The 22,176-nt window shown below is 61.7% G+C and carries 18 protein-coding genes, 1 tRNA gene and 1 pseudogene; 10 read left to right on the plus strand and 10 right to left on the minus strand.

From position 1 onward, the window contains the following. The first annotated feature begins 83 nt into the window (after positions 1-83). Positions 84-635, plus strand: a complete 552-nt coding sequence (locus AC19YY_RS22545) for an RNA polymerase sigma factor (protein ID WP_169954833.1) — start codon at positions 84-86, stop codon at positions 633-635. 37 nt (positions 636-672) lie between these two features. Here AC19YY_RS22545 and AC19YY_RS22550 read toward each other — a convergent pair whose 3' ends face one another. Further along, complete coding sequence (locus AC19YY_RS22550) at positions 673-1,890, minus strand: MFS transporter (protein ID WP_169954832.1); 1,218 nt, start codon at positions 1,888-1,890, stop codon at positions 673-675. Between the two features lie 460 nt (positions 1,891-2,350). Here AC19YY_RS22550 and AC19YY_RS22555 point away from each other — a divergent pair. Further along, positions 2,351-2,427, plus strand: a tRNA-Met gene (locus AC19YY_RS22555). Between the two features lie 105 nt (positions 2,428-2,532). Here the strand turns inward: AC19YY_RS22555 and AC19YY_RS22560 are convergent. The 4 genes from AC19YY_RS22560 to AC19YY_RS22575 form a co-directional block, all read right to left on the minus strand. Continuing rightward, the gene (locus AC19YY_RS22560; RefSeq protein ID WP_172313512.1) at positions 2,533-4,587 is read right to left on the minus strand and encodes a TonB-dependent receptor domain-containing protein; all 2,055 of its coding nucleotides are present in this window, start codon (positions 4,585-4,587) and stop codon (positions 2,533-2,535) included. Positions 4,588-4,870: 283 nt separating this feature from the next. Next, positions 4,871-7,354, minus strand: a complete 2,484-nt coding sequence (locus AC19YY_RS22565) for a TonB-dependent siderophore receptor (protein WP_500604905.1) — start codon at positions 7,352-7,354, stop codon at positions 4,871-4,873. Positions 7,355-7,479: 125 nt separating this feature from the next. Then, entirely contained in the window at positions 7,480-8,427 is a 948-nt protein-coding gene (locus AC19YY_RS22570; RefSeq protein ID WP_500604906.1) for a FecR domain-containing protein, read from the minus strand. After that, positions 8,427-8,927: a sigma-70 family RNA polymerase sigma factor gene (locus tag AC19YY_RS22575; protein WP_169954829.1), complete on the minus strand. Its 501-nt coding sequence runs from the start codon at positions 8,925-8,927 to the stop codon at positions 8,427-8,429. The genes AC19YY_RS22570 and AC19YY_RS22575 overlap by 1 nt, the downstream gene beginning before the upstream one ends. A 203-nt stretch (positions 8,928-9,130) precedes the next feature. Here AC19YY_RS22575 and ggt point away from each other — a divergent pair, with 203 nt between their 5' ends. Beyond that, positions 9,131-10,975, plus strand: a complete 1,845-nt coding sequence (gene ggt / locus AC19YY_RS22580) for a gamma-glutamyltransferase (protein ID WP_500604907.1) — start codon at positions 9,131-9,133, stop codon at positions 10,973-10,975. A gap of 116 nt (positions 10,976-11,091) precedes the next feature. Here ggt and ddlA read toward each other — a convergent pair whose 3' ends face one another. Further along, on the minus strand, positions 11,092-12,186 hold the full coding sequence (ddlA, locus tag AC19YY_RS22585; protein ID WP_500604908.1) for a D-alanine--D-alanine ligase: 1,095 nt from the start codon (positions 12,184-12,186) through the stop codon (positions 11,092-11,094). Between the two features lie 154 nt (positions 12,187-12,340). Between ddlA and AC19YY_RS22590 the strand changes: the two genes are divergently transcribed. Continuing rightward, positions 12,341-13,150, plus strand: coding sequence for an AraC family transcriptional regulator (locus tag AC19YY_RS22590; protein WP_169954826.1), 810 nt, complete (start codon positions 12,341-12,343; stop codon positions 13,148-13,150). Between the two features lie 22 nt (positions 13,151-13,172). Here AC19YY_RS22590 and AC19YY_RS22595 read toward each other — a convergent pair whose 3' ends face one another. Further along, positions 13,173-14,573, minus strand: coding sequence for an MFS transporter (locus tag AC19YY_RS22595; RefSeq protein WP_500604909.1), 1,401 nt, complete (start codon positions 14,571-14,573; stop codon positions 13,173-13,175). 95 nt (positions 14,574-14,668) lie between these two features. On the opposite strand from AC19YY_RS22595, the gene AC19YY_RS22600 reads away from it, so the two are divergent. Next, entirely contained in the window at positions 14,669-15,553 is an 885-nt protein-coding gene (locus tag AC19YY_RS22600) for a LysR family transcriptional regulator (protein ID WP_170043052.1), read from the plus strand. A 72-nt stretch (positions 15,554-15,625) separates the two neighbouring features. Further along, positions 15,626-16,162, plus strand: coding sequence for a GNAT family N-acetyltransferase (locus AC19YY_RS22605; RefSeq protein WP_170043053.1), 537 nt, complete (start codon positions 15,626-15,628; stop codon positions 16,160-16,162). On the opposite strand, the gene AC19YY_RS22610 is transcribed toward AC19YY_RS22605, so the two are convergent. From AC19YY_RS22610 to AC19YY_RS22620, 3 genes and pseudogenes are all read right to left on the minus strand, one after another. Further along, positions 16,155-16,586, minus strand: coding sequence for a methyl-accepting chemotaxis protein (locus tag AC19YY_RS22610; protein ID WP_463671619.1), 432 nt, complete (start codon positions 16,584-16,586; stop codon positions 16,155-16,157). The two genes, AC19YY_RS22605 and AC19YY_RS22610, sit on opposite strands and share 8 nt — an antisense overlap. Positions 16,587-16,694: 108 nt before the next feature. Continuing rightward, positions 16,695-17,471: pseudogene (locus AC19YY_RS22615) on the minus strand (PAS domain-containing protein); the annotation flags it as partial. Between the two features lie 103 nt (positions 17,472-17,574). After that, positions 17,575-17,907 carry a DUF2790 domain-containing protein gene (locus AC19YY_RS22620; protein WP_169954821.1) on the minus strand — a complete coding sequence of 111 codons (333 nt, stop codon included), beginning with the start codon at positions 17,905-17,907 and terminating at the stop codon, positions 17,575-17,577. A 258-nt stretch (positions 17,908-18,165) separates the two neighbouring features. Here AC19YY_RS22620 and AC19YY_RS22625 point away from each other — a divergent pair, with 258 nt between their 5' ends. The 4 genes from AC19YY_RS22625 to AC19YY_RS22640 all read left to right on the plus strand — a co-directional run bounded on the left by AC19YY_RS22625 (position 18,166) and on the right by AC19YY_RS22640 (position 22,175). Further along, positions 18,166-19,494 (plus strand): OprD family porin, encoded by a 1,329-nt coding sequence (locus AC19YY_RS22625; protein ID WP_500604910.1) that lies wholly within the window; start codon positions 18,166-18,168, stop codon positions 19,492-19,494. Positions 19,495-19,668: 174 nt separating this feature from the next. Beyond that, positions 19,669-19,863 (plus strand): hypothetical protein, encoded by a 195-nt coding sequence (locus AC19YY_RS22630; RefSeq protein WP_170058600.1) that lies wholly within the window; start codon positions 19,669-19,671, stop codon positions 19,861-19,863. A 234-nt stretch (positions 19,864-20,097) separates the two neighbouring features. Beyond that, positions 20,098-20,772: a heavy metal response regulator transcription factor gene (locus tag AC19YY_RS22635; protein WP_169954818.1), complete on the plus strand. Its 675-nt coding sequence runs from the start codon at positions 20,098-20,100 to the stop codon at positions 20,770-20,772. Continuing rightward, the gene (locus AC19YY_RS22640) at positions 20,769-22,175 is read left to right on the plus strand and encodes a heavy metal sensor histidine kinase (protein ID WP_500604911.1); all 1,407 of its coding nucleotides are present in this window, start codon (positions 20,769-20,771) and stop codon (positions 22,173-22,175) included. The genes AC19YY_RS22635 and AC19YY_RS22640 overlap by 4 nt, the downstream gene beginning before the upstream one ends. Position 22,176: the final 1 nt, after the last annotated feature.

Genomic DNA, 22,176 nt, shown 5'->3' on the forward strand with positions numbered 1-22,176 from the left:
CAGACAATTTCCGATTGGCACAAGCGGTGCTAACAGGGTTCTCGTCGAAGCCATTTCGACTGCTTATACCCTGAGGAAAAATCATGGATATCCCTATCAGTGTTTTAGTTAATCTTCCCCGTGACCCTGGCCAATCCATCCAAGATCTGTCCGACGACCACCACAAACGCCTGCGCCGGTTCATTCATAAACGCGTTTTGAACCCGGAGGATGCGGACGACATCCTGCAACTGACGTACCTGGAGGCCTGGCGTAACCGCCATCACTTCAGCGCGCAGGCATCATTAAGCACGTGGATGTGCGGGATCGCGCTGAATCTGATCCGCAATCACTTCCGCCGCCTCTATGCCAAGCCGGTACATTGCGAGTTCGATGAGTCGCTGTCCCATGGACATAACGAAGAGCAGGACCTGGCGCGCCAATTCGAGATCAACCGCCGGCTGGAAAACACCCTCAGCGCAATCCAGAACCTGCCCCTGGAAATGCGCAACACCTTGTATGCCTCACTGGAAACCGACGGTAGCTACCAGGACACCGCCGATGCCCTGGCGATCCCGATTGGTACCGTCCGTTCCCGCCTGTCCCGGGCACGGGAACAGCTCAAACGCGCGACAAAATCTCATCCATTCCAATAGGAGAGGGAATGCCCATGGATAGGGCCCTCCCCCGGCTTCAAGCCTTCTTCGAACGTGGCAACAGAATCGCCAGCACCCCGAGCAACGGCAGGAACGAGCACAGCGTGTACACGTACTCGATGCCGTGGATGTCTGCCAGGTAGCCCAGCAACGCCGCACCAATCCCGCCAAACCCGAACATCAGGCCGAAGAACACCCCGGCGATCATTCCCACATTGCCCGGTACCAATTCCTGCGCGTAAACCACAATCGCCGAGAACGCCGAAGCCAGGATAAAGCCGATCACCACACTGAGCACGCTGGTCCAGAACAGGTCGACATGGGGCAACAGCAGGGTAAAAGGCGCCACACCCAGGATCGAGAACCAGATCACCGCCTTGCGGCCGATCTTGTCGCCAATCGGCCCGCCAAAGAACGTGCCCGCCGCCACCGCCCCCAGGAACAGGAACAGATGCAACTGCGAGCTGGCCACCGACAGGTCGAACTTCTCGATCAGGTAAAAGGTGAAGTAACTGGTGAAGCTGGCCATGTAGAAGTACTTGGAAAACACCAACAGCCCCAGCACCACCAACGCACCGAGCACGCGGTTTTTCGACAGGCCGTGGGTAGCGGCCTGGCCCTGCTTGAGCTTGAACAGGTTCAAATGGTTGCGGTACCAGCGGCTGATCGCATACAGCACACCCAGGGCGAATACCGCGAACAAGCCGAACCACGCCACATTGCCCTGGCCATACGGAATGATGATCGCCGCCGCCAGCAACGGGCCAAACGCCGAACCTGCGTTACCGCCAACCTGGAAGGTCGACTGCGCCAGGCCATAGCGCCCACCCGAGGCCAGGCGCGCCACGCGGGACGCCTCCGGGTGAAAGGTCGAGGAACCAATGCCGATCAACGCCGCCGCCAGTAGGATCAGCGGGAAACTGCCGACCTGGGACATCATCAAAATCCCCACCAGCGTACAGATCATCCCGCAGGGCAACAGGAACGGCTTGGGATGGCGGTCGGTGTAATACCCCACCCACGGCTGCAGCAGCGAGGCCGTGAGCTGGAACGTCAGGGTAATCAGGCCGACCTGGGTAAACGTCAGGCCATAACTTTGCTTGAGCATCGGGTAGATCGACGGCAACACCGCCTGGATCAAGTCATTGATCAAGTGCGCCAGCGCCACGGCGCCGATGATACGCATGACCAACGGGCTGGATTGCGCCGCGGCCGGCGTCGTAGCCACTGAAGGCTGGGAATTGGTAAGAGCCATGAGGAACGTTTCCGTACAGCAGATGGATGCACAGGTGCAGGTGCGACAATGTGCCATTTTTCGGGGCAAGAAGGCTATCCCGTTAGCAGGCTAACGAGTAGGTGAATCGATGCAGCGCTCATGGGTTGTAAAGGGCCAACAAGATGGATCCGTCTAATTTGAGGGACATTTCCTAGAGAATCCTTCGGCCTTGTACCTGGTAAGAACACCCCACATCAAAGGTGGGAGCGGGCTTGCCCGCGATGGCGGTGGGTCAGTCAACTCCTGTATTGGCTGGCCCACCGTCATCGCGAGCACGCCCGCTCCCACACTTTGATTTTCGCGACCTGAGGAACCGCACAAATCCCCAGCCACTGGTCGCCTCACCCGATGTTTTTGCTTAAACAGTTGATAGCGTAGATAAATTTTCAAAAAAAGCGCTTGACGCATTCCCGTTCTCCGCGAATAATGCGCGCCACTTGGCTACATAGCTCAGTTGGTTAGAGCATAGCATTCATAATGCTGGGGTCCGGGGTTCAAGTCCCTGTGTAGCCACCAAGTACTAAAAACGGCTTACCGAAAGGTAGGCCGTTTTTTTTTGCCCGCAGAAATCCTGGAGAGCAAGCCCGCGAGCAGCTATAGCTCACGGGCCATGTCTACACCTTAGAAGTAAGTCGTCGCCCCGGCAAAAAACGCCCGGCCCGGCACATAGAACGTCGTCGAACCATCCCGCGCATCTTCGTCCAGCAGGTTCTGCACGCCGCCATTGAGCGTCAGCCACTTGGTCACGGCCAGGTTCGCCGTCAGGTCGTAGGTGGTGTAGGACTTGACGAAGTCATTGCCCACTCCGCGCTGTTTACCCACATGCTGCGCCGACAGTTCGGTGTTGAGCTTGTCGGTGGCCTGCCAGTTGATTGCACTGAAAGCAGACAACTTGGGCGCGCTGATCAGGTCTTCGCCGGTGGACAGGTTTTTGCTTTCCAGCATGTAGGTGGCGTTGGTGCGCCAGTCCAGGGAGTCGGTCAGCGGCACGCGAACCGAGCCTTCCCAGCCGCGGGTGCGCGCTTTTTCGACGTTTTCCAGCATGGTCCACCAGCGACCCTGGAATTGGCCCAGTGGCGCATATTCGATCTTGTCTTCGAAGTCGGTATGGAAGTACGTCAGGCTGGCTTCCCAACCATCACGGTCGAAGGACACGCCCATTTCCTTGTTGACGCTGGTCTCTGGCGATAGGTTCGGGTTACCGGCCATCCAGCAACTGCCGCTCACATAACCCAGGGGTTTCAACGAGCCGCAACCGCGACCGCCGGACTCGGTGGCGGCACCGGCGCTGCCCTCTTTCAGGCTTGGCGCACGGAAGCCCTTGGACACACCACCGCGCACGGTCCAGTCCGGGTGCGGATGGTAGACCAGGTACGCCCGTGGGCTGTTGTGGTTGCCGTAGTCTTGACTGTGGTCGAAACGGTTGCCCAGGGTCAGGGCCAGGTTGTCGAGCAGGTACAATTCATCTTCGATAAACGCAGCCGAGTAGTCACCCTTGAGCGACGAGCCGGAAACCGCAGCGCCCTGATAGTCCACGGGCACCGTGCCCAGGGTGTCGCTGTTGGTCAGCTCTTCACGCTTCCACTGCCCGCCCACGGTCATGCGCTGGCTGAGGAGCAATTCAAACGGAATGTTCAGGCTGCCTTCGGCGATTTTTTCTTCGGCGCTGGATTTGCCCCAGTCGATATCGTTCTTGAATTTGTTCAGGTACAGGTCGACCTTCGAGGTGCCGAAACTCCAGTCCCCGCTGTGGGAAACGGAGTAGCTGTCACGAATCAAACGGCCAGGACCAAAGCTGCCACCAATGGTTTCGCCCCAGTCACCAAAGGTCTTTTTACTCGACCAGGACCGCTCCACACCATGCACGGCCTCGAACGACAGGCTCTGCTCATCGTTGATCTTCCAGTCGAGCAAGGCGTTGACACTGTGGTCCTTGGCGCCGCCAGCGCCGTCGCCGTACATGAACTCGCCATCCTTATCCAGGCGCGCCGTGACCTCATCGGCGGCCCGCCGGGTCAGGTTGGCGCCCAGGCGCAGGCCCACCGACTCAGTCAATGGCCCGGACAGGTTGAGGCTGGTCTGGGTGGTCTGGCCCCGATCGGAGTCTTCGGGAATCGTGGTGTTGATGTTGGCCGAACCACTCCAGGTGCTCGAGACCTTGCGGGTGATGATGTTGATCACCCCGCCCATGGCATCCGAGCCGTACAGCGAAGACATGGGGCCGCGCACGATCTCGATGCGCTCAATCATGTTCGGGGTGATCCAGTTCAGGTCCTGGCGCGCCAGGTCGCGGCGATAGCTCAAATCCCCGGAACCGCCGAGGCGTTTGCCGTCCACCAGGATCAAGGTGTACTTGTCGTCCAGGCCACGCAGTTTGATTTTCGATTGCTCGCCCACCGGGCCGAAGCCACCGGTAACGCCGGGCACACGCCGCAGCAGAGTGTTGAGGTCATACACCGGCTGGCGCTCGATTTCTTCGCGGGTAATCACGCTGACGCTCGCGGGTGCATCGCGCAGGTCCGTGGCGCCGCCGGTGGCGGTGACGAACGAGGTGTCGAGTTCGGTGACGGCGTGTTTATCGACCTCACCAATCTCTTCTGCTTGCAACGCCGGGGCGGCGATCAGCATGCCGACGGCCAGGAAAAGAGAGCTGAACAGGTAGGGGGGATTATTCATTGCAAACAGTCCTTGTTGAGCCGATATGCACCAAGACGGAGCACTAAAGGTCGCGGAGTGTAATGCAAATCTTTATCATTTAGAAAAGCATTTATGACAATGTCGACACAATTCCATACATTTCAAATAGATTTATTTTCTGCTAAATACAGCTAAAAGCCGATTAAATCGTCAATCAGAGGATATTTTGCAACGTTAAAGTATTTACTAAAAATTCGAATTAATGCCCTGCTCGCCGCCCCGCAATGGCCTGAATCAGGACCGTTGCGGGGCAGCAATGCCATCAGAAAGCGTATTTGGTGCTCAGCATGAAGTTTCGCGGCTCGCCGTAGGAACCGCTGTAGAAGTTGCCATCCAGGGAGCTGATGTACTTCTTGTCCAACAGGTTGTTGAGCGTGGCGGTCGCGGACCATTGTGGCGTCAGTTGGTAGCGGGCCATCAGGTTGACAGTGGCGTAGTCGCCCTGCTTGACCTTGGCGGGCTGGCTGAAGCGCCAGGAGTCCACCGTCAGGTTGATCGCGCTTTGCCAGTTCACCCCGCCGCCAAGGGTCAGGCGCTCCAGTTCGCCGGGCAGGTGGTAGGTGGTCCAGACCTTGACCAGGTCGGCGGGGATGCTGCTTTTGACGCGTTCGTGCTGCTCATCCTTGACCACACTGTGGCTGTAGCTAGCGGCAAGGTTCCAGTCGGGCAGCAGCTCGCCGCTGACTTCCATATCCACCCCCCGGGTCTTGGTTTTTCTCGCCGCATAGGCGGTCAGGGTGTCACTGCCGGCGACCATGCCATCGGCCACGGCGTCGTTCTCCAGGTCGACCTCGAACAAGGCAACAGAGGTGTTCAAGCGCCCACCGTAGTAGTCGCTCTTGAGGCCGATTTCGTAGTTGTTGCCCTCACGCGGGTCCAGCAGCCTGCCGCTCCTGTCACGGTAGGGCTGGGGTTTGAAAATACTCGTGTAGCTGGCGTACAGCGAGTGGTTGGGCGTGAGGTCATAGACCACGCCCGCATATGGCGTGACCTCACCATTGACCCGCACGCTGTCGTCGGTGTTGAAGCGCACCATGTTCGCCACGTTGTAATGCAGCGAGGCGTCATACCGATAGTTGCTGACCCGCGCCCCGAGGATCACCGACAGCTCATCACTGGGTTTTAGGCGCGTGGCCAGGTAAACCCCGTTCTGCCACTGGTCGATGTTGTCGTCTTCGCGGTTGAAGTTGTAGGACGCATGCGGTGCATAGTTGTTCCAGCTGTAGATATTCACCGGCTTGCCGCTGACACCGTTGTTGCTGGTGCCGTCGGCCAGCAGGTTGCCGAAGCCGTTACGACGGTTTTCGTAGTCCTGGAAGTTGAAGCCAAATACCAGCTCATGCTCGCGCCCCATCAGCTGGAACGGGCCGGAAAACATGATATCCAGGCCTTTCTGTTCCTGGGTGTTGTCGCCCTTGGTGGCGGTATAGCTCAGGCCATTGCCGGTCTGGGCATTCACGAAGCCTGTGGTGGTGCCGACGATGATCGAGTCGTAGTCGCGGGTGCCATACATGGCATTGGCGGAGACTTTCAGGGTCCAGTCATAGGCCAGTTTCTGCTCGATGGAGGCGAAGGTGTTGACCGACTCCTGGCGGTTGCTGCTGTCACGGCTGGCCGGGTTGTCGGAGCGCGAGGTGTGCAGGCGCTTGCCATTGCTGTCCAGCAGCGGCAGGCCGGTGGTGGAAAAGCCCTTGGGGTCGTTATCGAGGTATTCCACGCCCGCCGTCAGCAGGGTGGTCTCACTCAAATCGGCTTCGACCACGCCATACACAATGGTCTTTTCCTGCTGCAAATGGTCGGTGAAGCTGTTGCCCTGCTGATACGCCGCTACCGCCCGGCCACGCAGGTTACCGGTTTCGGTCAAGGGCCCGGACACGTCCACTTCGCTGCGGTACAAGTCCCACGAACCCAGCCCGGCACTGACGTAGCCCTTGAACGTATCGGTCGGTTTCTTGCGGATCAGGTTCACCGTGCCGGACGGATCACCGGTGCCCGACATCAGGCCCGAAGCGCCACGCAGCACTTCAATCCGGTCGTAGATGGCCATGTCCGACAAGGCCTGGGGCAATGCCTGACTGAACGCGAAGGATGTGGTCGGCATGCCATCGTACTGATAGTTGTCGATGGCCAACCCACGGGAAAATACATACAAGCGGTCGCTGCCGGGGCTCTGTACGTTGATCCCCGGCGTCTGCTCCAGCACCTGGCCGATGCTGCGCAGGTTCTGGTCATCGATACGCTGGCGAGTGATCACGCTGACGGTCTGCGGGGTTTCGCGCAGCGAAAGGTTGAGCTTGGTCGCGGTCTGGGTCGACGCCACAGTGTAGGACCCCGTGCCCTCGCTGGTAGTCCCCAGGCCGGAAATGGTGGTAGCGCCCAATTGCAGGGTGTCGCCCTGCACCGCCGGCACCAGGATGTAAGTGCCATTGCCCTGGCGCTGGGCCTGCAAGCCGCTGCCGGCGAGCAGGCGCGACAGGCCTTCCTCGACACTATAAGTACCGCTCAGGCCCGGCGTGGTCATGCCTTGGGTCTGCTCGCTGCTGAACGACAAAGTGACGTTGGCGGCCGTGGCAAACAGGCTTAACGCCGAGCCCAGGGCGCCCGGCTGGATCTGGTAGACCACCGGCAGGCTTTGCGCCATGGCCTGGGTTGGCGCCAGGTTCAGGGCCGAAAAGGCACCAAGGGCCAATGCCAGGTGCACCGCCTTGGCAAGCGGCCGGGCGGCCCGCAGAGAGAATCGTGACATGGGGGTTTCCTTCCGTTGGCAGAACATAGCAACAGTCGTAATCGCTGCTTTCGGTACATGGCCGAACGAAAATGAAAATCAGCAACCGCCAATGGGAATAATTCGCAAAAAAAAGCAAAGGTCGCTCAGGCAGGTTCCACCGTGACCCAGTAACGCGTCACGTAACGCACATTGACCGCGAGGGATTGGCGCAGGTTGTCAAGGACGGTGTCGGTGTCATCAATGCGAAACGCCCCGCTCAGGCGCAGGTCGGCAATCGCCGGCGCACAGCGCAGCACGCCGGCACGATAGCGCCCCAACTCGGCGAGGAAATCCGCCAGGCGCCAGTCCAGTACCGTCAACATCCCCTGGCTCCAGGCGCCTGCGCCTGCCGGGGCCGCAGTCATCGGGCCGACCTGCTGGCGATTGAAACCGGACTGCTGCCCGGCATCGAGGCGCAAGACCTGCGCGGGGTTATCCAGGGGACGCAACTCCACCGCCTGTTCGATCACACACACATCGGTGTGACCGGGCCCGCAGCGCACGGTGAAACGCGTGCCCAGGGCGCGCACCGTACCCTGGGGCGTCTGCACCACAAACGGCCGGCCCAGGGCATCGCTGGCGGTCTGCACCAGAATCTCGCCACGGTGCAGATGGATCGCGCGCAGTTGCCCGCTGAAGACAATATCCATGGCGCTGTCAGTGTTCAGGTCGACCTGGCTGCCATCTGAAAGACGCAGATGGCGACGCTGGCCGGTAGCGGTGCGTTGATTGGCCATCAGTGCCTGGTAAGGCACGGTCTCGGTGGCCAGCCAACCGCTGCCGCCCACCGCCAGCAACACCGCAAGGATCTTCAACACCTCCCGGCGCCGGGCGCGCCCACCAGCGAGCGTGGGCAACGCCACATCCGCCGGCAGGCCGGCCCATTGGCTGTGCAGTTTTTCCACCCGGGCCCACGCCCGCGCATGCTGGGGACTTGCCTGCAGCCAGGTGCGCCAGGCCTGGCGGTCGGCATCGCAAGGGTTCGTCCCCTTGAGTTGCACGTACCAGGTGGCCGCGGCTTCCAGGGTCTGGATATCCAGGGCGGTGCTCATCAATCTTCCGTGAGCAGCAGGCAGCGGGTCATGGCGCGGATCAAGTGCTTTTTGACCGTGGTGACGGACACGCCGTAACGCTCGGCGGTCGCCACATAGTTCAAGCCTTCCAGCTGTACCGCGAGGAAAATCTGCCGGGTACGTTCGCCCAGGCCGTCGAGCAAGGTGTCCACCGCCACCAGGGTTTCAAAGATCAGCAGGCGGGTTTCCGGGGAAATCTCCAGGGGTTCCGGGCGCAGGGCCAGGGCCTCCAGATAAGCCTGTTCGAGCGCACGGCGGCGGAACTTGTCGATCATCAGCGCCCGGGCGATGGCACTGAGGTAGGTCCGCGGCTCGCGAATCTGTGCCACGTCCCGGGAGGTCAACAGGCGCACGAAGGTGTCCTGCGCCAGGTCCGCGGCATCGCTGGCATTGCCCATGCGCGCGCGCAGCCAGGCTTTGAGCCAGCCATTGTGTTCGCTGTACAACACGTGCAGCGCAGCATGATCGGGAGCGGACATGGGCGGTAAAGACCAATAATTCAATTGATAATTAATCGCATTGTCTTGCCCGCACGGGATTTGCGCAAGATCGATTCTGTTACCCATCGGTTTTTGACGCTCTTGCATCCCCGCTGTTAGTGTCCGCCCTCCTTCCCCGCAGATATCTGCCAGGTGCGATTTACCGCAAAGCATCATCCCAGGGACAACAGATCATTCTCAAAATGAACGGAGTTCAGCGCGTGCTTTTCAACCTACGCTTGCAGCGCCTCACCAGCCTTTCGGTGATCGCCGCCGCCATCAGCCTCGGCGCCTGCCACAGCACCAGCACCCCCGACCTGCCGCCCGCCCCGGAGCTGGGCTCGGGTTACCGCACCGACATGAAAGTACGCCACGCCGAGCGCCATATGGCGGCGGCGGCCAACCCGCTGGCGGCCGAAGCCGGGCGCAAGATCCTGCGCCTGGGCGGCTCGGCAATCGATGCGGCCATCGCCATGCAAGCGGTGCTGACCCTGGTGGAGCCGCAGTCCTCGGGGATCGGCGGTGGCGCCTTTATCATGCTGTGGGATGGCAAGCAGGTACGGGCCTATGACGGCCGTGAAACCGCACCGGCCAGCGCCACGGCCGATATGCTGTTGAATGCCGACGGCACACCGATGGCCTTTGCCCAGGCGCAGATCGGTGGTCGTTCGGTTGCCACCCCCGGTGTGCTGCGCGCGCTGAAAATGGCCCACGAACACAGCGGTCGCCTGCCCTGGGCGCAGTTGTTTGCACCGGCGATCCAGTTGTCCGAACAAGGCTTTGCGATTTCTGCGCGCCTGCACAGCCTGATCGCCGCCGACCGCTACATCAGCCAGTCACCGGACATGGCGGCGTACTTCCTCAACGCCGACGGCAGCCCGAAAGCCACGGGCACGCTGTTGAAAAACCCGGCGCTGGCCAATGTATTCAAGCGTATCGCCAAGGAGGGGCCCGAGGCACTCTATAGCGGTCCAATCGCCGAGGAGATTGCACGCAAGGTCCAGGGCCATCACAACACTGGCCGCCTTGCGCTGAACGATCTCCAGGGCTACCGTGCCAAGGAACGCGCGCCGCTGTGTACCGACTACAAGCGCTGGCAAGTGTGCGGCATGCCGCCACCCTCTTCGGGCGGGGTGGCCATTGCGCAGATCCTCGGCACCTTGCAGGCCCTCGAAGCCCGCGACCCACGCTGGGCCCTGGCGCCGCTCAAGCCGGTGCAGGCCGCAACAGCCGCCGGCCTGGAACCCGTACCCGAGGCCGTGCATTTGATTGCCGAGGCCGATCGCCTGGCCTACGCCGACCGCGCCCAATACATCGCCGACACCGACTTCGTCCCAGTGCCGATCGCGGGGCTGGTCGCCCCCGGCTACCTGGCCAGCCGCGCCGCATTGGTGGGTGAGCGCAGCATGGGCGTGGCCACGCCCGGCCAACCGGCGGGGGTTCAGGTGGCCTACGCGCCGGATCGCTCGCCACTGCGTATTTCCACCTCCCAAGTGGTGGCCGTGGATGACCAGGGCGGCGCGGTGTCGATGACCACCACCATCGAAGCCGCGTTCGGTTCCCACGTGATGGTCCAGGGCTTCCTGCTGAACAATCAGATGACTGACTTTTCCTTTATCCCCGAGGAAAACGGCCAGCCGGTAGCCAACCGCATCGAGCCGGGCAAACGCCCCCGTTCGTCCATGGCGCCGACCCTGGTCTTCGACCGCCAAAGCGGCGAGCTGCTGGCCACGGTCGGCTCTCCCGGCGGATCGCAAATCATCGAATACGTGAGCAAATCCCTGGTGGGCATGCTCGACTGGAACCTCGACCCGCAAGCCGCTATCAGCCTGCCCAACTTCGGCAGCCGCAACGGCGCGACCGAGCTGGAGCAAGGGCTGTTCAGCGAACAATTGAAGGCGGCGCTCAAGGCGCGAGGGCACACCTTGAGCGAGATCGAGATGACCAGCGGCACCCAGGCCATCGTGCGAGTACGTGATGCCCAGGGTAAGGCGACCTGGAGTGGTGGCGCGGATCCGCGGCGTGAGGGGGAAGCGTTGGGGGATTGACCCAGGGTTGTATCGCCTTTACGGGCCTCATCGCCGGCAAGCCGGCTCCTACAAGGTTAACGGCAGGATACGCCACACCCTGTAGAAGCCGGCTTGCCGGCGATGGCGGTTGAAGCTTAGCGACTGATCTTCAGCCCCTTGCGCGCCGTATGTCGCTCCAGTGCCAGTTCGATCAGGCGGCTGACCAGTTCGCTGTAGCTCATCCCTGCCGCCTGCCATAACTTGGGGTACATGCTGATGCGCGTGAACCCTGGCAGTGAGTTGACCTCATTGATCAGGACTTCACCGTCTTCGCACAGAAACACATCGACCCGCGCCAGCCCGGCGCAGCCCAGCACTTCAAAGGCCTCAATGGCCAGGGCACGAATGCGTTCGCTGGCTTGGGCGCTGATATCCGCCGGCACCAGTACTTGGGCGGCCTGGTCGTCGATGTATTTGCTGTCGTAGGAATAGAAGCCGTCACGTACCACGATCTCGCCACAGCCGCTGGCGATGGGACGCTCGTTGCCCAGCACCGCGCATTCGATTTCGCGGCCTTTGACGGCAGACTCCACCAACACTTTTTCATCGAAACCCAGGGCCAGTTCAATTGCAGCCAGGTACTGGGCTTCGTCAGCCACCTTGCTCACGCCCACCGAGGAGCCTTGGTTGGCCGGTTTGACGAACAGCGGCAAACCGAGCTTTTGCCGGGCCTGGTCGAAGGTGGTGCGTGCCGCGTTGCCGCGGTTGAGGGTGATGAAGGGCGCCACCGCGATACCGGCATCGCGCAGCAGGCGCTTGCTGATGTCCTTGTCCATGCACACCGCCGAGCCCAGCACGTCGGCCCCCACGAACGGCAGGTCCGCCATGCGCAGCAACCCCTGCAGGCAGCCGTCTTCGCCGAGGGTGCCATGGACGATGGGGAAGATCACATCGACATGTTCCAGCAAGCCCTGGCCCGAGGTTTCCACCAATTGCTGGCTGGCCTTGCCCGGCACCACCGCCAGTTCACGGTTGGACTGGTTGAGGGCGATCAACGCCGGGTTTTCCTGGTTGAGCAGGAAGTTCGAGGTGTCATTGAGGTGCCAGTGGCCGGCCTTGTCGATGCCGATCAGTACCGGCTCGAAGCGTGTGCGATCGAGGGCGTCGACGATGTTGCGGGCCGACTGCAAGGACACTTCATGCTCGGCCGAACGCCCGCCAAAAATAATACCCACCCGCAACTTGCTCATAGCCTGCCTCACATTGGAAATGTAGGGCTTATTACCACGAGCGGTCAGCAATTTGCCACCATTGAAGCCGCGCACAATCGTACAAGACCCTGGCAGACAGCCGCCCCAGACTCAGTTAACGTAACTCCATCCGACATCTTTCGAAAAACATCCCATGGGCAAACCCACCGCAAACATCGACTGGCTGCACCGGGCGCCCCATGCCAGCGGGCTGGAGCGAATCGAGGCGTATTTCTCCGGGTTCGGCTTCGACCCTCATCGCCACGATACCTACGCCATCGGCCATACCCTGTTCGGTGTGCAGAGCTTTCATTATCGCGGCAGCCAGACTCACAGCCTGCCGGGCACGACCATGGTGATCCATCCGGATGAGGTCCACGATGGCTGGGCCGGCAGCGACGAGGGCTTCAAGTATCGGATGATTTATGTGGAGCCGGCGCAGATCCAGCAGATTCTCGGCGGCAAGCCGTTGCCGTTTATCCACAACGGGCTGTCCAACGACCCATGGCTGCACCGGGCCTGCCAGGCCTTTGTGCAGCAGCTCGACTGCCCGCTGGACCCAATGCAGGAGCAGGACGCGTTGTTCGACCTGGCCCATGCCCTGAACAACGCGTCGGGTATCAGCGTCAGCCGCAAGACGTTTGATTACCAGGCCGCCGAACGCGCCCGGGAATTTATCCACAGCGCCCTGGGGCGCAGCATCACCCTGGATGAAATGGCCGCGCACTGCGGGCGGGATCGCTGGGCCTTGTCGCGGGACTTTCGCCTGTTGTTCGGCACCAGTCCCTATCGCTACCTGACCATGCGCCGGCTCGACCTGGTGCGTAATCTGCTGGGCCAGGGCCAGTCACTGGTGGATGCAGCGCTGATCGCAGGCTTCACCGACCAGAGCCACATGACCCGACAGTTTCGCAGCACCTTTGGCATACCACCGTCGCGGTGGGTGAAGATGCTCGGCCGCTAAAACCCGATCAACGGTGGGCAGCCTATGTGGCTTCGGCTATCGCCTCCTGCCGTGGAGCTCGCAGCCGCATCGCCACCACCGCCCCGGCCAGCGCAATCCCCGCGCTCCACCACAATGCCAACTCGATGCCCTGGGCTTGACCCGCCCCCGTCGCCCCACCGGCATTGGCCAGCGATACCAGCACCGCCAACCCCAGCGCGCCGCCGATCTGCTGCGTGGTCGAGGCCATGCCCGCCGCCACACCCTGCTCCCCCGGTTTGACACCCAGGCCTGCGGCCACCCACATCGCGGTCCAGGTCATGCCCTGACCAAGGCTCAAGATAAAGATCCCAGGCAACAACCACCAGAATCCCGCGCCGGTGGGCAGCGCCAGGCACACCAGGGCAATCCCCAGCGCCCCCGCCAACTGGCCGCTGACCAGAGTGTTGCGCAAGCCGATTTTTACCAGCGCGCGCTCCGCCAGCCAGATCCCCAAAGTACACACCAACGTCGCCGGCAAGAACGCCAGCCCGGCCTGCAACACGCTGTAGCCGTAGACCTGCTGGTAGTACAGCGCGAGGAAGTAGTACTGCACGCCAAAGCTGCTCATAAACACCGCTGTCAGCACCATGGCCATGCGCAACTCGCGGTAGCCCAGCAGGCGCAGCGGCATCAATGGGTCGCGGCCACGGTGTTCAATCCAGGCGAACAGCCCAAGCAAGACCAGCGCCAGCAGCATGCAGCCCAGGGTCGCGGGCGCCGTCCAGCCCCACTCCGGCCCCTGCACCAGGGCGAACACCAGCAGCGTGCCGCCGACCGTGACGGTCAACGCACCGCTCAGATCAAAACTGCGACCACGGCTGCGCTCACCGTCGGCCGGGATCCAGTAGCGCGCCGCCAGGGCACAGCCACCTGCCAACGGCACGTTGACCAGAAACACCGCCTCCCAGCCCCACCACTTAGTCAGCACGCCACCCAGCAACGCCCCCAACGCCAGCCCGGCAGCGGATGCCGCGCTCCAGACCGCAAACGCCCGGTTGCGCTGCGGCCCTTCGGCGTAGTGGGTGTTGATCAAGGCCAGGGTCGCCGGAAACAACAGCGCGCCGCCCACCCCCTGCACCGCACGCGCGAGCACCAGCAGCAACGCGCTACCGCCCAGTACCGCCGCCAACGACGACAGCGCGTACAACGACTGGCCCACCCGGTACAAACGGCGCTTGCCCAGCAAGTCCGTGGCCCGGCCACCGAGCAATAGAAAACCGCCAAACGCCACCGTGTAGGCACTGACCACCCACTGCAATTGCTGGGCAGAAAAGCCCAGGTGGCTGCCGATCTGCGGCAAGGCAACAAACACGATAGTCGCGTCCAGGGCGATGATCAGTTGCGCAGTAGCCAGCAACATCAGCATCCAGCCCGAGGGGCGACTTGAGGGAGTGGCGGGCATCACAACATCCTGTGCAAAAAAAGAGTGCGGCCAGTGTCTTTCATGCCCAACAGATGATAAATAGCCATAACACTCTTTCAGTTATGACTTTAATCATGGACCTGAACGCCGTTCGCCTGCTGGTACGCGTCGCCGAAACCCGCAGTTTCACCCGCGCTGCTGCTGACCTGGGGCTCACGCAATCGGGCTTGTCCCGCGCGATCTCGCGCCTGGAGGCCGAGCTGGGCGTACGCCTGCTGCAACGCAACACCCGCAGCGTCAGCCTGACCCCGGATGGGCAAATGCTGTATGAACGCAGCGCACCGTTGCTGGCCGAGCTGGCCGAAGCCGAAAAGCTCATGCTCGATCGGCGCTGCACACCTTCCGGTTTGCTGAAAATCAGCACCCCGTCGTTGTTCGGGCGCAAGGTGGTGATGCCCGTGATCGGTGAGCTGACCTTGCGCTACCCCGAGTTGCGCATCGAAGCGGTGATGACCGACCGCCTGGTGGATATTGTCGACGAGGGTTTCGATGCATTGCTGCGCACCGGCGAGATCCAGGACCAGCGCCTGATTGCCCGCGCCTTGACGCCCTTGCGCTGGGTAACCGTCGCCTCCCCCACCTACCTGGCCCGCTTTGGCACGCCGCAAACCGTCGAAGAACTGCGCGACCACAACTGCCTCACGGTGCGCAACCTGCGCAGCGGGCGGATGGTGGACTGGCAGTTCATGCTCGACGGCAAGGTGCGCGATGTGAATGTGGAGGGGCGGTTGATTTTCGATCTTGGCGATGCCCTGGTGGACGGTGCGGTGGGCGGCTTCGGAATTGCCCAGGTGATGGATTTTGCCGTGCGCGACGACCTCGCCGCCGGGCGCCTGGTGCCATTGCTGCAGGACTTTGCGGGGCGCAGCCGCGCAATTTCCCTGGTGTATCCACCGTCACGCCAGTATTCGCCGAAGTTGATCGCCTTTGCCGATGCCTTGGCACAGGCGCAATGGTAAGCAGAACTTGAACCCGGCGCCCCGAGTGTGAGAAGAAAGGATGCGCTATCGCCACCGCGAGGTTTTCCACGGATGAACCTGACATTGACGCCCCCCCAGTGGGATGACGTGAACGAGCTGCTGGCGTTCGAGCTGGCCAATCGGGCCTTTTTCGAACGTTGGATCAATGCCCGGCCCGAGGCGTACTACAACGTCGAAGGGGTACAGCGCGCCATCGAAAACGCACTGCTGGAGGCCAGTGAAGACCGCGCCTATCAGTACCTGATCCGCGAAAACGGCGTGCTGGTGGGGCGCATCAACTTTACCCAGGTGCGCCGCCGCTACTATCACTCGGCGTCCCTGGGCTATCGCATGGGGGCCGAGTTCACCGGCCGCGGCCTGGCAAGGCAGGCCGTGGCACTGGGCCTGCAGAAAGCCTTTGGCGAGCACGCCCTCAAGCGCATCGAAGCCACTGTACGCCCAGAGAACCCGGGCTCGCTGCGGGTGTTGCAGCGCAGCGGCTTTACCCAGTACGGGCATTCACGCAAGGCGTTCCTGCTCGATGGGCAGTGGTTCGACCTGCTGCTGTTCGAGGTGCATGCCCCGGCCTTGAGCCAGGCATCTAGGTAGATAACTGATTGGCAAACTGGCCAACCGCACTCACCACTTTCTGCGCGCCGTCCTGGATCTCGACGATCACCGTGCCCGCCTCTGCCGCCAGGGACAATCCCTGCTCGGCCTGCAACCGGCCATCGGTCATCAGCGCCACGGCATCGCGGGCCATGTCCTGGTTCTGACGCACCACGCCGACGATTTCTTCAGTGGCTTTGCTGGTACGCGAGGCCAACTGCCGCACTTCATCGGCCACCACCGCAAACCCGCGCCCCTGCTCGCCGGCACGGGCGGCCTCAATGGCGGCGTTGAGCGCCAGCAGGTTGGTTTGCTCGGCAATCGCGCTGATGGTCTTGACGATGCTGCCAATCACCTGGGACTGGGCATTGAGCGCCTCGATGCCCTCGCCGGCCTGTTCCATGTGCTTGGCTAGGTCACGCATCACCTCCACCGCCTGGGTGACCACGGCGGTACCGCGCTGGGCGCTGCTGTCGGTGTGCAACGAGGTGCTGTAGGCAATGTTGGCGGCCTCGGCCACCGCGCGTTCCTGATTGATCTGGTCGGTGATCACCGTGGCGAACTTGACCACTTTGTACAGTCGGTCGTTGGCATCCAGCACCGGGTTGTAGGACGCTTCCAGCCAGACTTCGCGGCCATGGGCATCAACGCGCTTGAAGCGCCCGGCGACAAATTCACCACTGTTCAAGCGTTTCCAGAACGCCTGGTACTCGGCGCTGTTGTAATCCTGGGGCTCACAGAACATGCGGTGATGCTTGCCCTGGATCTGCGCCAGGCTGTAACCCATGCCCTGCAGGAAGCGCTCGTTGGCGCCCAGCACATTGCCATTGAGGTCAAACTCGATCACCGCCGTGGAACGCACCAGCGCAGTGATCAGGTTTTCGTGCTCGCGCGACGCCTCGATGGTGCGGGTCAGGTCGCTGGAGTACACCGAAAACCGCTTGATACGCCCATCCGCACCCCGCACCGGCTGCACGATGGAGCGCAACCACGCTTCCTTGCCATTGCCGCGCAGCAGGCGCACGGTGCCGGCAAAATGTTCGCCACGGCTCAAGGCGTTGTTGAAGCGCTGCTGGAACTCGTCGCGTTTCACATGCTCGGGCACAAACCCATGGATGGCATGGCCCAGCAGGTCGCTGGACTTGTAGAGCATTTCTTCGAGAAAGTTCTGGTTGACCGACTCGATCCGGCCCTCGGGGTCGAGGCTCAGGGCCAGCATCTCGCTCTCCAGGCTTTCCTTGACCTGCTGCAGGCTGGACAGTTCTTCGCGAAGAGCGGACAGCTCCTGCTTCAAGCGGGTATTGAACATAGGAACACCGGAGGGCAGTCAATAGTGGATTGTCTAACCATCGGCGCATCCAGCATTTTCTGAAGAGTGCTTGAGGCCCTGACTCAACTATTTTTTCAGCACCTCAACTGCCGTTGTTCCGGCACAATCCCATGACCTGATATTCAAGGGTCTTGAGCTGGCCGCTGGAGTCTTCATACGTCATGCGCGAGGGCACCACCTTGCAGCTACGGACCGGCGGCGTGACGCTCACCACCCGGGCGATATCCAGCTTCATCCCATACCGATAGGCCTGCACCTCAGGCGCCGGCTTGCCCTGGTTGGCAGCGTAGCGAGCCATGGCTTGCTGGTTGTTTTCCATCATTTGCGCGATGGCGCGATCCCCGCCCCCTTCGGCCATCGCCCCCATGGACAGAGCAAAAACCACTACACCCAGGGCTCGTGTTAAACGCTTCATTAAAGTGTCCTCGTCTGATTTCAAGTCGTTGAAAGTTCAGGCTCGAGGGTAACCAACACTTCCTGTCAGCAGCTTCACGGGCGCATTACGTATCCGTAATAGAGCGCTGAACTGGCAAAATTGTAATGCGCGTGCCACCTCCGCGTTATCCGCTGTTTGCAACTATGAGCCGGGCTCCCCGCATCAGGGATAGCTCTCCAATAAGAACGCCCAAGGCGACTAAAAAAGCTCATAGCTGCCAACACCGAGGAGCGATACATGCGCACTAACCGCACACTTTCCCTTTCCATCATCGCGGCACTGGCCGGCGCTGCACCGCTGGCAGGCATGGCCGCCGAAGACAAACCCGAGGGGTTTATCGAAGGCAGTACGCTGAACGTGCTGGCGCGCAACTTTTACTTCAACCGCGATGACCGCAAGGGCCAGTCCAGCCCGACCGGCAATGGCTATTCAGAAGCGTGGGCCCAGGGCCTGATCGGCAAGTTCGAGTCCGGGTTCACCCAGGGCACCGTGGGGTTTGGCCTGGATGCGTTCGCGATGTACGGTCTCAAGCTCGATTCCGGCACCGGGCGCAGCGGCGGCAAGGGCTCATTCGGCATGCTGCCGGTGGACAGCGGCAACCGCCCCGAAGACGACTACAGCAAACTCGGCGGCGCGGTAAAAATGCGCCTGCTCGATACAGTGGTCAAAGTCGGCGACGTCTTCCCGCAAACTCCGGTGGTGCACTACGGTGACTCACGCCTGCTGCCGGAAAGCTTTCGGGGCGTGACCCTGGAAAACACCAGCCTGGAAGGCCTGACCCTGCAAGGTGGGCGCCTGCACGCCATGAGCCAGCCCACCCAAAGCGGCATGCGCGAGGGCTTTGCGACGTTTTACGCAGGTAATGTGAATGCACCCTGGGTCGGCTACTTCGGCGGCGACTACCAGGCCACTGAACATTGGAGCCTGAGCCTGTACAGCAGCCGCCTCAAGGACGCATGGGACCAGTACTACTTCGGTACAGCGGTCAATTTTCCGCTGACCGAAGAGGTGGCGATGTTTGCCGGCTTCAACTATTACAACGCCCAGGACGAGGGCAAGCGATTGCTGGGCGAGCTCAACAACAATATCTGGAGCGCCAAGCTTGGGGTAAAGGTCGGTGCCCATCGCCTGGCCCTGTCCCACCAGCGCAACAATGGCAACAACGACTTCGACTACCTGCGCCAGTCAGACTCGATCTTCCTCGACAACTCGATCCAGTACAGCGACTTCAACTCGCCCAAGGAGCGCTCGTGGGCGCTGCGTTATGACCTCGACATGCAGACCCAGGGCATCCCCGGCCTGTCGTTCATGACCCGCTATGGCAAGGGCACGGGCGCTGACTACAGCAACGCCAACTCGGTGTACATGCGCCGCGACGCCTTGGGTGACCCGCTCACTGACCAGCGCCGCTGGGAGCGCGACATCGAGGCCAAGTACGTGTTTCAGGGCGGCAGCCTGAAAGATCTGTCGGTGCGCATTCGCCAGGCGACGGTACGCTCGAGTGCCTTTGAGTCGGACCTGGAAGAATTCCGGCTGATCATGGAATACCCGCTGGCCATCCTCTGATGACACTCAACGGCAAGTGCTTACATTCACTTGCCGTTGACTAGCACTTCTTCACAATTTGCAGCCTGTCAGAACTGTAATATGCGCCTCACGTTCTCGTTAAGTTGCACTTCATATACTGCCTGCATCGACCGACCGCGAACTAACGGCACGGGTCTTTTGCGGAGAACGTTCATGAAGCCACTGCACATTTTATTCATCGCTGTCATCAGCGCGGCATCCACCGCTGCCCTGGCCGACGACGGCGGTGAGCGATCCCGCCAGTTGCTGGTCGAGTTTCGCCAGCAACAGCAACAGATCCACGGCAGCCAAGCCGTGACCGAGCAAACACCAGCCCCCTCGGATACGCCGGCCCCAAAGGCCACCTGAGCGGCGCACCCTGTGCACATTCATCTCTTGAAGCTTTTTTTGTGGAGCTCCTTTGGAAGGAGATGAATTTTTAGCGCCCTCACGGGCGCTTTTTTTTGCCCGCTCGATATCATCCAACGCCGCCCTTGACCCTGAAGCTACTTCAAGGCTCAGAATTTTCCTACTTTTGGGACTACAGCCCTACTCGGTGTAGCTCCCGTCGCCTGTTTGCTTATCAGTAAGAGGTCAATCTGCATGCGTATCCTTGTGGTTGAGGACGAACCAAAAACTGCCGACTACTTGCATCAAGGCTTGAGCGAGAGTGGTTATGTCGTCGATCGCGCCGCCAGCGGCATCGACGGCCTGCACCTGGCCGGGCAGCAGCGCTATGAACTGGTGATCCTGGACGTCAACCTGCCGGGCAAGGACGGCTGGCAGGTACTCGAACAACTGCGCCGGGACAGCACCCTGCGGGTGATGATGCTCACCGCCCGCGGCCGTCTGGCCGACAAGATCAAGGGCCTGGACCTGGGCGCCGATGATTACCTGGTCAAACCCTTCGAGTTTCCCGAGTTGCTGGCCAGGGTGCGCTCGTTGCTGCGGCGCAGTGAGCCAATTGCGATGCCGGAGATCTTCCGCGTCGCGGACCTGGAGCTGGACCCGCGTCGCCATCGCGCCTACCGGGGCACGCGGCGCATTGACCTGACCACCAAAGAGTTCGCGCTATTGCAGGTATTGATGCGCCAGAGTGGCGAGGTGCTGACGCGCACGCAGCTCATTTCCCTGGTGTGGGACATGAACTTCGACTGCGACACCAACGTGGTGGAGGTGTCGATCAGCCGGCTGCGGGCCAAGGTCGATGACCAGAGCGAGGTCAAGCTGATCCATACCATTCGTGGCGTGGGTTACGTGCTGGAAGTACGCCAATGAGATCCGGCAGTCTATCCATGCGCCTGGGGCTCACCGTCAGCCTGATGGGCGCGGGCCTGGTGGTGTTGCTGGCGAGCCTGGCGTACCTGGCCCTCACCCACGAGCTGGAAAACCTCGCGCGCAAGGGCCTGGAAAGCAAGATGGAGCAGATCCAGCACAGCCTGCTCCAGGACCTCAACACCCGCGACATCAGCGCCCGGCCCCATTCACTGCTGGACCTGGTGATGGGCCATGACAACTTCTACCTGACCATCATCGGCCCGGCGCCCGCCAACGCGGTGCTGCTGAGCGTCGGCGCCAGGCCCCAGGAACCGTTGCTGCTGGACTTTGCCGCCGGGCAAACCCTGGGTTTTCTCAACTGGACCGATGGCCGCGACAACCAGATCCTCAGCGCGTCGAGCCTGATGCGCCTGCACACCGGGGAAAACGTACGGGTGTTGCTGTCCCTGGACCGTTCCGACGATCAGGCATTGCTCAGTGCCTACCTGCAATCCACGGTCATCGCCCTGCCGATGCTGCTGATCCTGATTGGCATGGGCGCCTGGTGGCTGGTGCAGCGCGGGCTCGCGCCGTTGCAGCAATTCAGTCGCGTCGCCGGCAAAGTCACCACCCAGGACCTGAGCCATCGCCTGTCCGTCGAGAACCTGCCCAGGGAACTCAGCGAACTGGCCCGGGGCATCAACGTGATGCTCGATCGGCTGGACGCTGGCGTGCAGCAGTTGTCGCAATTTTCCGACGACCTGGCCCACGAACTGCGCGCGCCCCTGACCAACCTGATGGGCAAGGCCCAGGTCACACTGTCCCGCGCCCGGGCGCCGCACGAGTACAAGTCGGCGCTGGAGTCCAGCACCGAAGAGCTGGACCGCCTGGCCCGGATTGTCGCCGACATGCTGTTTCTGGCGCAGGTCAGCCATCCGGCGGCGCGGGCTTCGTTTACCACGGTGAACCTGCGGGATGAAACGCTGCGGGTCATGGAGCTGTTTGCCTTGAGCGCCGAAGACAAAGGGTTGAAGTTGACCCAGGCCGGCGACGCCTGGGTCCAGGGGGATCGGTTGATGATTCAGCGGGCCATTTCCAACCTGCTGTCCAACGCGATCCGCCACAGCCCGCACGGCTCGCGTATCGCCCTGCAGGTCGACAGCCACGAGCAGCGCATATCGCTGGCCGTGAGCAACCCGGGCCCGGGGATTGAAGCGCAACACCTGCCCCACCTGTTCGAGCGTTTCTACCGCGCCGACAACAGCCGCGCCCGCTCCGAAGGTGGCACCGGGTTGGGGCTGGCGATCGTGCGTTCGATCATGAGCCTGCACCAGGGCCAGGCCGAGGCCAGCAGTGTGCCGGGCGAGGTGACCCTGTTCCGGCTGATATTTCCCAACCGCCCGACCACCCCACAAGTCCCCTAGC

The sequence above is a fragment of the Pseudomonas sp. MF09156 genome (genome assembly GCF_059862305.1).